Source organism: Bacillus sp. m3-13 (genome assembly GCF_000175075.1).
Lineage (GTDB): Bacteria > Bacillota > Bacilli > Bacillales > Bacillaceae_I > Sutcliffiella_A > Sutcliffiella_A horikoshii_C.
Genome location: NZ_ACPC01000020.1, coordinates 237,809 through 249,788, shown reverse-complemented (window position 1 = coordinate 249,788; position 11,980 = coordinate 237,809). Strand labels below are relative to the sequence as shown.

The 11,980-nt window shown below is 42.0% G+C and carries 7 protein-coding genes and 1 pseudogene; all 8 read left to right on the top strand.

The genetic code is table 11. The annotated features are described in order from the left end of the window. Positions 1-36 precede the first annotated feature (36 nt). The 8 genes and pseudogenes from secA to M313_RS0114980 all read left to right on the top strand — a co-directional run bounded on the left by secA (position 37) and on the right by M313_RS0114980 (position 11,916). Positions 37-2,547: a preprotein translocase subunit SecA gene (gene secA, locus M313_RS0115015; protein ID WP_010196955.1), complete on the top strand. Its 2,511-nt coding sequence runs from the start codon at positions 37-39 to the stop codon at positions 2,545-2,547. Between the two features lie 501 nt (positions 2,548-3,048). Continuing rightward, positions 3,049-4,147 (top strand): peptide chain release factor 2 gene (gene prfB / locus M313_RS0115010; RefSeq protein ID WP_157182479.1). Its coding sequence is split into 2 segments (ribosomal slippage): positions 3,049-3,120 and positions 3,122-4,147, totalling 1,098 coding nucleotides; the frame shifts between segments, so codons are not numbered across the junction. A 365-nt stretch (positions 4,148-4,512) separates the two neighbouring features. Next, positions 4,513-5,382, top strand: a complete 870-nt coding sequence (locus M313_RS0115005) for a YitT family protein (RefSeq protein ID WP_010196952.1) — start codon at positions 4,513-4,515, stop codon at positions 5,380-5,382. A gap of 59 nt (positions 5,383-5,441) precedes the next feature. After that, complete coding sequence (cccB, locus tag M313_RS0115000) at positions 5,442-5,774, top strand: cytochrome c551 (protein WP_010196951.1); 333 nt, start codon at positions 5,442-5,444, stop codon at positions 5,772-5,774. Positions 5,775-6,079: 305 nt separating this feature from the next. After that, positions 6,080-8,494: a S8 family serine peptidase gene (locus M313_RS0114995; RefSeq protein WP_010196950.1), complete on the top strand. Its 2,415-nt coding sequence runs from the start codon at positions 6,080-6,082 to the stop codon at positions 8,492-8,494. Positions 8,495-8,896: 402 nt separating this feature from the next. Continuing rightward, positions 8,897-9,584 (top strand): annotated as a pseudogene (ftsE, locus tag M313_RS23720) (cell division ATP-binding protein FtsE). After that, on the top strand, positions 9,574-10,467 hold the full coding sequence (gene ftsX, locus M313_RS0114985) for a permease-like cell division protein FtsX (protein ID WP_010196944.1): 894 nt from the start codon (positions 9,574-9,576) through the stop codon (positions 10,465-10,467). Before ftsE ends, ftsX begins: the two are co-directional and overlap by 11 nt. A gap of 105 nt (positions 10,468-10,572) precedes the next feature. After that, positions 10,573-11,916 (top strand): murein hydrolase activator EnvC family protein, encoded by a 1,344-nt coding sequence (locus M313_RS0114980; RefSeq protein ID WP_010196943.1) that lies wholly within the window; start codon positions 10,573-10,575, stop codon positions 11,914-11,916. Positions 11,917-11,980 lie beyond the last annotated feature (64 nt).

The following is an 11,980-nucleotide window of genomic DNA, read 5'->3' as shown; positions in this document are numbered from 1 at the left end:
TAGGCTATAAGACTATAGTTACAGAGGAGCGTTTGTATGCTTGGTTTATTAAATAAAGTGTTTGATATGAATAAGCGTCAATTGAAACGTCTGGAGAAGATGGCGGATCAGATAGATTCCCTGAGTGCTGATGTGGCAAGGTTTACGGATGATCAGATTAAAGAGAAAACAGCTGAATTTCAAAGCCGTTACCAAAAAGGTGAAAAGCTAGAGGACATGCTGGTAGAGGCTTTCGCGGTCGTTCGTGAGGCGTCTAAACGTGTACTTGGACTTTATCCTTATAAAGTGCAGCTTATGGGTGGTGTTTCCTTACATGAAGGAAACATTTCCGAGATGAAAACAGGGGAGGGTAAAACGTTAACGGCAACGATGCCTGTTTACCTGAACGCGATCACTGGAAAAGGCGTTCACGTCGTAACGGTCAATGAATACTTGGCAAGCCGTGACGCGACAGAAATGGGTCAGCTATATGAGTTCCTTGGTCTTACTGTCGGGTTGAACCTGAACGGACTTTCCCGTGATGAAAAGATTGAAGCGTACAAAGCGGATATCACTTATGGTACAAACAATGAATTCGGATTCGATTATCTGCGTGACAACATGGTGTTGTACAAAGAGCAGATGGTACAGCGTCCGCTACACTATGCCGTAATCGATGAGGTTGACTCCATTTTAATCGATGAAGCGCGTACGCCCTTGATTATTTCTGGTAGTGCCCAAAAGTCTGCAGCCTTGTACATTCAAGCAAATGCGTTTGCTCGTACATTGGTAAAAGATGTGGATTACACGTATGATGTGAAAACTAAAGGTGTGCAGTTGACAGAGGATGGAATTACGAAGGCGGAGAAAGCTTTCGGCATCGAAAATCTGTTTGATATCGGCAATGTTACCTTGAATCATCATATTAACCAGGCATTGAAGGCTCATGTGACGATGCATCATGATGTGGATTATGTCGTGCAGGAAGGCGAGGTTGTCATCGTTGACCAATTTACAGGTCGTTTGATGAAAGGCCGCCGCTATTCTGATGGACTTCACCAAGCAATAGAAGCAAAAGAAGGCTTGGATATCCAAAACGAAAGCATGACACTTGCGACAGTTACATTCCAAAACTACTTCCGTATGTACGAAAAGCTTGCCGGGATGACTGGTACAGCGAAAACAGAGGAAGAGGAATTCCGTAATATCTATAATATGAATGTTATTGCGATACCGACAAATCAGGACATCGTGCGTGATGACCGTGCCGATCTTATTTTCAAAACAATTGAAGGTAAGTTCAATGCGGTGGCGGATGATATCGCTGAGCGTAACAAAAATGGACAGCCTGTGCTTGTTGGTACGGTTGCAATTGAGACGTCTGAGGTTATCTCTAAACTTCTGACGAAACGCGGCATTAAGCATGACGTGTTGAATGCGAAAAACCATGCGCGTGAAGCGGACATTATCCTTGGTGCTGGTCAAAAAGGGTCTGTAACAATTGCAACGAACATGGCCGGTCGTGGTACAGATATCAAGCTTGGCGAAGGCGTGAAAGAAGTTGGCGGACTTGCTGTTATCGGTACAGAGCGTCATGAATCCCGTCGTATTGATAACCAGCTTCGTGGTCGTTCTGGTCGTCAAGGAGACCCTGGGGTGACGCAATTCTATCTTTCCATGGAAGATGAACTGATGCGCCGTTTTGGTTCTGACAATATGAAAACCATGATGGAGCGTTTGGGTATGGATGATACGCAGCCGATCCAAAGTAAGATGGTCTCTCGTGCGGTTGAATCTGCTCAGAAGCGTGTGGAAGGTAATAACTTTGATGCACGTAAACAGCTACTGCAATATGACGATGTTCTTCGTCAACAGCGTGAAGTTATTTACAAGCAGCGTTTTGAAGTGTTGGATTCCGAGAACTTGCGTGAAGTGGTGGAAAGAATGCTTGTTTCCGCAATTGAACGTCAAGTTGGACTATATACTCCCAAAGAGGAAGTGCCGGAGGATTGGAACCTGCAAGGAATCGTTGATTATGTAGATGCGAACCTTTTAGAAGAAGGCGCAGTTACGCTTAATGACCTTCGCGGGAAAGAACCGGAAGAAATGTCTGAGCTTATCGTCGAGAAAGTAAAAGCTCGTTATGATGAGAAGGAACAGGAGCTTACTCCGGAACAAATGCGCGAGTTCGAGAAAGTTATCGTTCTTCGTGCGGTGGACAGCAAGTGGATGGATCACATTGATGCGATGGATCAGTTGCGTCAAGGAATCCACCTTCGTGCTTACGGTCAAATTGATCCGCTTCGTGAGTATCAGTTCGAAGGGTTTGCGATGTTTGAAACCATGATTGCTTCCATTGAAGAAGATGTGGCAAAGTATGTCATGAAGGCTCAAATCCGCAATAACCTGCAACGTGAAGAAGTGGCAAAAGGCCAAGCGGTTGTACCGAAAGAGAGTGGCGGAGAGCCTCCAAAGAAAAAACCAGTGAAAAAAGTAATGGACGTTGGCCGTAATGATGCTTGCATCTGCGGAAGCGGAAAGAAATATAAAAACTGCTGCGGAAACTAAAGGCAGTTTTGGGGAGAGTGGGGCTTAATCGGCCTCACTTTTTCCTTGTTAATAGAGCGCTTAGACATCTTCTACAATAGCGATTTTTAAACCAACGTTTGAATAAGTGAAAATGGAAATCTAGGAATCCCAGTGGGTTCAGCCGTTCTGTTTGTGATTAACTTTTGAAATAGCTATTGTAGGATAAAGTGCTAAATGACTGTTTTCCGGTGTTTTTACTACTTTAAGATAGTTCTTTTTAAACCAACGTTTGAATAACCGAAAATAGAAAATTAGTACTCCCAATAGGTCTAGCTGTTGTGTTTCAGATCAACTTTTGAAAAAGCTATTTTAGCAAAGGAAATATTTGTGTTACCCTGCAATTCTTGCTCCATCTTTTGAACAGAATCAGGCAGGTACTTTTTTATTTTGGTGAAATACGATAATATAGACTATTAGTTGCCCTGTTCGTTTATGTAGGGTTAAATCCGTGTTAGTGAAAATTTTTATGAGGTGAAATAAATGGAATTAGTAGAGATTCGTCACGAGTTAGAAAAAATGGCTAAGCGATTAGTCGAGTTTAGGGGGTCTCTTTGACTTAGAGGCCAAAGAACGTCGTATTGCCGAGCTTGATAATGAGATGTCCAACCCGGAATTCTGGAACAATCAGAGCTCGGCGCAAGTCGTCATCAATGAAGCGAACGCATTAAAAGAGCCTGTAGGACAATTTCATGAGTTGAGTGAGAACTATGAAAACCTGCAACTGACATATGAATTGGTAAAAGAAGAGCCAGATGCGGAGCTGCAAGCAGAGCTAGGCAGCGAAGTGAAAACAGTAGCAGAGGATTTCAACAAGTTTGAACTTCAATTATTGTTGAGTGGCGAGCATGACAAGAACAATGCGATTCTTGAGTTGCATCCTGGTGCAGGTGGTACGGAGTCACAGGATTGGGGTTCCCTGCTGTTGCGTATGTACACTCGTTGGGCAGAACGTAAAGGTTTCAAAGTGGAGACGCTTGATTACCTGCCAGGAGATGAAGCTGGGATCAAGAGTGTTACTTTGTTGATTAAAGGTCACAATGCGTATGGTTATTTGAAAGCAGAAAAAGGGGTACACCGTCTTGTGCGTATTTCTCCGTTCGATTCTTCTGGCCGCCGTCACACAAGCTTTGTTTCTTGTGAAGTTATGCCGGAGTTTGATGATAACATCGAGATCGATATTCGTACCGAAGATTTAAAAATTGATACGTATCGTGCAAGTGGAGCGGGTGGTCAGCATATTAATACGACCGATTCCGCGGTTCGTATTACTCACCTACCGACAAATGTAGTTGTAACGTGTCAGACTGAGCGTTCTCAGATTAAAAACCGTGAGCGCGCGATGAAAATGTTGCAAGCAAAGCTTTATCAAAAGAAGCTAGATGAGCAGCAGGCGGAACTGGATGAGATCCGCGGCGAGCAAAAGGAAATCGGCTGGGGTTCCCAAATCCGTTCCTATGTGTTCCATCCATACTCCATGGTAAAGGACCACCGTACCAACACGGAGGTCGGCAATACACAAGCGGTAATGGATGGGGACTTGGATCCGTTTATTGATGCTTATTTAAGATCGAAACTATAATTTGAATGGGAACACCTCTGGCCTTTAATGGCTGGAGGTGTTTTTCGCACTAATTAGTGGAAGTATACTGTGATAATTGAAGGACAATCTAAAAATAGTAGTCTGTTTTGTAAACAAAAGAGTGGATTGGAGCAGAAGGCACTCGACTCCTACGGGAGGTAACGATAGGTTGAGACCCCGCAACGAAGTGAGGAGGCTCAAGCATCGTCCCGTGGAAAGCGAGTGACTGTAGCGGAAAGGAACGGTCGTAGTTTACTTCCATTAACGCTTTACCACGTTATACCAATGCCATTTACACCCTTATAATCGCGTGCTATACTCTTGCTCGTTGTGTGTATTTTAGAAAGATTCTGGGGGGCTTAAAGTTGAGTCGGAAAAATAGAAATGGGTATCAAGTGAATCCCGTGTATCAACGGGTGAAAGAATATACATATGTGGTGTTGGGATCTGCGATTGTGGCATTGGCGTTCAACCTGTTCTTACTGCCGAACCAGGTTGCTTCCGGCGGGGTAAGTGGAATCAGTACCATATTGAAATCGCTCCTAGACTGGGAGCCGGGTATCGTGCAATTATGCTTTAACATACCGCTCTTTTTAGCAGGGGTGATTCTTCTTGGAAAGCAGTTTGGGCTCAAGACATTAGTCGGTACCATTACATTGCCTTTAATTGTACTTTGGACTAGTGATGTTACTCCGGCAACACAGGATCCTCTGCTAGGATCATTGTTTGGAGGTATTGGTGTCGGACTCGGGCTTGGACTTGTTTTTAGAGGGCGCGCCTCAACAGGTGGAACTGACCTTGCTGCACAAATCATCCATAAATATACGGGTCTGACGCTTGGGGCGTGTGTTGCGATGATTGATGGGCTAATTGTTATCTCAGCCGCAGTAGTATTTGATTTGGAGCTTGGGATGTACGCGCTTATTGGGCTATTTGTCACCTCCAAAACCATTGACTTCGTACAAGTGGGTCTAGGGTATTCCAAGATGGCCATCATCATCACCAAGAAGGAAGAGGAAGTCAAGGATGCCATCCTTACAAAAATCGACCGTGGTGTGACAAAGCTTGCTGCCTACGGGGGCTACACGGAAAACGAATTGCCTGTTTTGATGTGTGTGGTCGATCAGACAGAATTCACAAAATTGAAACAAGTGGTTCGGACCATTGACCCTTCTGCATTTGTGGTCGTAACCAATGCATCTGAAGTGTTAGGTGAGGGTTTTAAAAGAGAATAAATAGGATATAATAAAAGCAATCTTGGTAATTATTACATCTAAAATTGGGGGGCCTACCTATGAAAAAGTATTTTATGGCTTTTGTACTTGGATCTTCACTTTTAACGCTTGCAGCATGTGGCGGCGGTGACGAAGAGCAGGAAACATCCGGCGGTGGCGAATTCACCATGGTGGAAAATGAAGAAGCGCAACAATTGTATCAAAGCTGTATTGGCTGTCACGGCAACAATATGGAGGGTGCAAGTGGTCCAAACCTTCAAAAAGTGGGAAGCAAATACAGTCAAGAAGAAATTGAAAGCATCATCAATAACGGCCAAGGAAACATGCCTGCTGGTCTAGTACCAGAAGAAGATGCTACGGTTTTAGCGGAATGGTTGGCGCAGCATAAATAAGAATGATTGAACTCTCCAAAAAAATGGAGGGTTCTTTTTTATGTTCTTTTTTACCTATTAATATGAAATGTAAAGTAGGCTATTCAGAGTGTTTTTGTTGGGTATTTGTGGGATTTTGTCGGTTCTTTTTAACTGAATTGTCGGAATTGTTCGTTTAATACATTAAAGGATATTGAAAATTTAAATTTTTAAAATATAATTTGGTTTGTAAAGATTTTGGACTATCGTAAGTAAATGGTACTTAAGTATTTGTCTAGAATTTTTTACATAAGTCGTAAGATACAACAAAAGGGGAGTGGGATGATTTGAAGCACAAATTAATCGCAGCATTCATGCCTTTGTTAGTTTTAGTACTAGTTTTCAGTACTTTTGCTACGAACGGTGTCTCTGCTAACACGGGGAATGAAAACCTTGAGTTAGCAACCTTACAAGGAGATTTTGATTTATCATCCTCCAAAGCAGTTAAGGTTATGGTTGAATTACAGGAAGAATCAATTGTTGAATCGAAGCACAAAGGAAAGAAGCAGTCCAAGCAGAATCTGAAAAGTGCTCGTGATAAAGTGAAAAAAGAAGTGGCAGATCGCACTTCTAAAAGTAAAGTGGAACGTGAGTATGACTATGTATTCTCCGGTTTCTCTCTTGAGATTCCAGCAAATGAGATTCCTAGTCTACTAGCGACTCCTGGTGTAAAAGCGGTATATCCAAACGTGGAGTATACAACTACTGAGGTTGTAACGGAAGAAGAATTCACTCCGGCTATGGTTGATTCTGCACCATTCATCGGTTCTAACGAAGCTTGGGACCTTGGGTTTACAGGTGAAGGTGTAAAAGTTGCAATCATTGATACTGGTGTAGATTACACACACCCTGACTTAGCGCCTAACTTTGGTGAGTATTTAGGATGGGATTTCGTAGATAACGATGCAGATCCACAAGAAACGCCTACAGGTGACCCTCGTGGCGCAGCAACAACACATGGCTCACACGTTGCTGGAACAGTGGCAGCGAATGGACAAATTAAAGGTGTGGCGCCTGATGCTACATTACTTGCATACCGTGTACTTGGCCCTGGTGGCAGCGGATCTACAGAAAACGTAGTAGCAGCTATCGAGCGCGCAGTTCAAGATGGTGCAGATGTTATGAACCTTTCATTAGGTAACTCTTTAAACGCTCCTGACTGGGCAACTTCCATTGCATTAGATCAAGCAATGGCTGAAGGAGTAGTAGCGGTAACATCAAATGGAAACTCTGGTCCAAACAACTGGACAGTAGGTTCTCCGGGTACATCCCGTGAAGCAATTTCTGTAGGGGCTACTCAGCTTCCTTACAACGTATATGATGCTTCTATTTTTACGAGTGAAGGAGTAGAATATCCTTCAGCAAAAGTTCAAGGTTTCCCGTCTGATGAAGCATTGACAAATTTAGATGGCGAAGAATATGAATTTGTATATGTAGGCTTGGGAGCGCCGCAAGACTTTGAAGGGAAAGATTTAGAAGGAAAAATCGCCTTGATTATTCGAGGAGCTTACCCATTCGTTGATAAAGCAACTGCAGCGAAAAATGCTGGTGCAGTAGGTGCAATCATCTACAATAATGTAGTAGGTGAAATGCCTGAAGTTCCAGGCATGGCTGTTCCTACTATCATGTTAACGAATGAAGATGGGCTTAAATTACAAGAAGAGTTGGCTGCAGGTAATAACACAGTTAGCTTTGACATTGAGTTTAACCAAACAGTCGGAGAAACAATGGCAGGATTCTCTTCCCGTGGTCCAGTAGTTGACACTTGGATGATCAAGCCAGACGTTTCTGCTCCTGGTGTAAACATTGTAAGTACAGTACCTACTTTTGACCCTGCTAATCCACACGGTTACGGAGCAAAACAAGGTACAAGTATGGCGTCTCCACACGTAGCTGGAGCTGTGGCAGTAATTCTTGAAGCGAACCCTGAGTGGGGCGTTTATGAAGTGAAATCCGCACTTATGAACAAAGCGGAAAAATTGATTGACCCTGCTACAGGTGAAGAATATGCACACAATTCCCAAGGTGCAGGAAGTATCCGGGTTGTAGATGCTCTTCAAGCAGAAACTTTAGTAAACCCTGGCAGCTACTCTTTCGGAGTATTCGATAAGAAGAAAGGCAAGCAAGTAGAAAAACAAAAATTCGAGATTCAAAACCTTTCTAACAAGGCGAAAAAATACAACATGGAATTCTCATTCAAAAATGAGGTAGGTAAACACGTGAAGGTAAAAACAAGCAAGAACCTTCGTGTGAATCCTGGCAAAACGCAAAAAGTAAATGTAAACGTACAAGTAGATGCTTCAAAACTTGAGCCTGGTTACTATGAAGGACATTTAGTGGTAACAGAAGGTAATACGGAAATTCAAGTTCCAACTATTCTATTTGTAGGCGAGCCGGATTACCCTCGTCTTACTCACTTTGGTGTTACACCATTAGGAAACAATGAATTCGAATTCTATTCTTATCTACCTGGTGGAGCAGAAGAATACCAAGTTTGGGTTTACTCTTCTGACCTAAGCACTTACATTGGTGACGCTCTCTACGATGCAAATTTAGGAAAAGGATACAACTACCATAATTGGGATGGAACATTAGTGGATGGTACTGTTCTAGAACCAGGAAGCTACACAGTAGTAGGTTATGCAGCCAAAAACGGAGAATCCAACTACGTAATTAGTGTAGACCTCCTTACAATCGAATAACGAAAACAACAAGATGTTGCTGCAGTGTAACCTTATAGTATTCTACGTAACATTGAAAACACCTTTGGGGGTCTGACCCCCAAAGGTGTTTTTTTTCCTTTCTCCATAAAAATCGACAAATATTATTCGACAGCTTTCTGCCCCTAGGAAAAATATCCCTATGTTACCAACGATGACTTATATTTGAAAAGAAACTGTAATAATAAAAACTCTTATTTTGTCGAAATAGATGATATAATAAGAAAGTGAATTTATGCGGAAATTTTAGATAAATATACATATTGCAAATTCCATGTACTAGTCTAATCGACCTTCCGCAATTGCTTAATGAATATTTCTGACTCGTTTTTGGAAGTGAGAAGGAATGCAATGATTCAAATCTTTGACCCAACAGGTGATTAAATGATTGAAATGCAAGACGTGTTTAAGAAATATCCAAACGGCGTACAAGCTGTGGATGGTATTAATATAAATATAAAAGCAGGCGAATTTGTCTATGTAGTAGGTCCAAGTGGAGCTGGTAAATCCACGTTCATCAAAATGATGTACAGGGAAGAAAAGCCCACAAGCGGAAGTATTGTCATTGACGGAGTAAATCTTTCAAAGCTGAAGGAAAGCAAGGTTCCCTTACTTCGTAGAAACATTGGAGTAGTATTCCAGGACTTCAAACTTTTACCTCAGTTGACAGTCTATGAAAATGTAGCCTTTGCCTTAGAAGTAATAGAAGAAAGTCCAAAAAATATATAAAAAACGTGTGATGGAAGTGCTCGATTTAGTTAAGTTAAAGCACAAGGCACGACATCTCCCAAACGAACTTTCTGGTGGAGAGCAGCAACGTATTTCGATTGCGCGCTCGATTGTTAATAAACCGAAAGTGATGATAGCCGATGAGCCAACAGGTAACCTAGATCCTGACACCTCATGGGAGATCATGAATATTTTTGAAGAAATCAACGAAAAGGGTACGACGATAGTAATGGCAACGCACAACCGTGAGATTGTAAATACTATCAAGAAACGTGTAATTGCCATTGAAAATGGGAAGATCGCGCGTGACCAAGCAGAGGGGGACTACGGTTATGAAGCCTAGAACTCTACTGCGACACTTTAAGGAAAGCTTTAAAAGCTTAGCGCGTAACGGCTGGATGACGTTTGCATCTGTCAGTGCCGTGACAGTTACCCTCCTATTAGTTGGTGTATTTCTAGTACTAATGATGAACTTGAACAATGTAGCTTCGGAAATCGAAAGTGACGTGGAAATTCGCGTCCACATCGACTTGACTGCCAACCCGGAAGATCAAGAAGTTTTAAAACAAGAGATACAAAACTTACCGGAAGTGGAAACAGTAGAATTTTCTTCTAAAGAAGAAGAGTTAAAAGGATTGGTTGATAGTTTTGGAGAAGATGGCGGAGCTTTTGAGCTGTTTGAACAAAACAACCCGTTATATGACGTTTTCATCATTAAGACAGCAACACCCCAAGAAACCATTACAGCAGCCAAGAAAATTGACGAGCTGGAATTTACACATAAAGTTATCTATGGTGCAGAAACGGTGGAAAGATTGTTTAAAGTGTTTGAGATTGCGAGAAACGTTGGACTTGCACTAATCCTCGGACTAGTGTTTACAGCAATGTTCCTAATATCTAACACAATAAAAATCACCATATTTGCACGAAGAAAAGAAATTGAAATCATGAAACTGGTTGGAGCAACAAACGGTTTCATCCGTTGGCCATTTTTCTTAGAAGGATTATGGTTAGGAATACTCGGTGCATTCGTTCCGATTGGTATTATCCTAACATCTTACTATTATCTAATAGATCTTGTTCAACCAAGAATACAAGGTACATTTATACAGTTGCTTCCGTTTTACCCATTCGCATTCCAAGTCATTGGAATCTTAATTGCAATTGGTGCGTTTATCGGTATGTGGGGAAGCATGATGTCTGTTCGAAAATTCCTACGAGTGTAATAGATTACTATAATTGTATTACCCGCTTAGAAAATACAGAAAACCTGATAGGAACATCCAATTTGTTCCTGTCAGGTTACATAAGAGTTTAGGGGGAAGTAAGGGATGAGAAGAAAGATTGGAACAATCGCTATTGCTGCAGTCATTGGCTTTTCCGGATTTTTTGCTTCGGGATTATCCGAAAAGGCTTTTGCGAACGAGATGCAACAAAAGCTTAACGAAGTAAAGGATCAACAATCATCAAATGAATCCACAAGAACTGAAAAACAAACTGAAGTAAATCAACTGCAAGCTGAGCAACAAGAAATTAGAGCAGAAGTAGAACGCCTTGATAAAGCTGTTGCAGAAACAAAAAATAAAATCAGTGGTAAAAAAGAAGAAATTGATACAACTCGTAAAGATATTGAAAAACTTAAAAAAGAAATAGAAGTACTAAAAGAGCGTATTGCCAAAAGAAATGAGCTTCTAGAAGATCGCGCTCGTTCCTTCCAACAAGGTGGAGGAGCCGTGAATTACTTAGATGTATTGTTAGGTGCACAAAGCTTTGGAGATTTTCTGGACCGCGTTGGTGCGGTAGCAACAATTGTTCAAGCCGATCGTGATATTCTACAAGCTCATCAAAATGACATGAAAGAACTGGAAGCGAAAGAACTAGAAATGCGTGAGCAACTAGCTTCATTGGAACAACAACTAGTTGATTTGGAAAATATGGAAGTTCAATTAAAAGGTCAGATAGCAGAAAAAGATAAGCTACTTGCTGAATTGAAGAAAAAAGAAAAAGAAACGATGCACGAAATCCATGAACTGGAAAATGAAGCAGAAGTATTAGCTTCTCAAGAAAAAGCAATCCGCGCTGAAATTAAAGCTGCGGAAGAGCGTGCTAAACGTGAAGCACAAGAACGCGCGAGACAAGAGGCGGAAAGAAAGCGTCTTGAAGAGCAACGTAAAAGAGAACACGAAGCAGCGGTTGCGGCAGCAAAGGCTAAAGGAGAACCTGAACCAGCTCCTGAACATGTTTCATCACCGCCGCCACCAGTTTCATCCGGATCTTGGACAAGACCGACAACTGGTAGTGTAACATCTGGCTTTGGTACTCGTTGGGGATCCCAGCACTATGGTATCGATGTTGGGAAAAACGGAAGAAGCGGTAATGTACCTGTCGTAGCAGCAGGAAGCGGTACAGTATTCCAAGCTTACTACTCCAGCTCTTACGGTAATGTAGTTTTCATCACTCACTACATTGATGGTCAAACTTGGACAACGGTTTATGCCCATTTAGAAAGCTTGGGAGTAAGTGCAGGTCAATCCGTATCTAAAGGTCAATTCATCGGTAACATGGGGAACACTGGCTTCTCAACAGGCCCTCACTTGCACTTTGAATTGCATAAAGGTTCTTGGAATGGATCTAAGTCCAATGCAGTGAACCCTGCATCTTATATTAACTTTTAATTTTAACCAACACAATCTCGCTGTTCAGTCTAGGCGGCGGGGTTGTGTTTTTTTACGCCTTGTA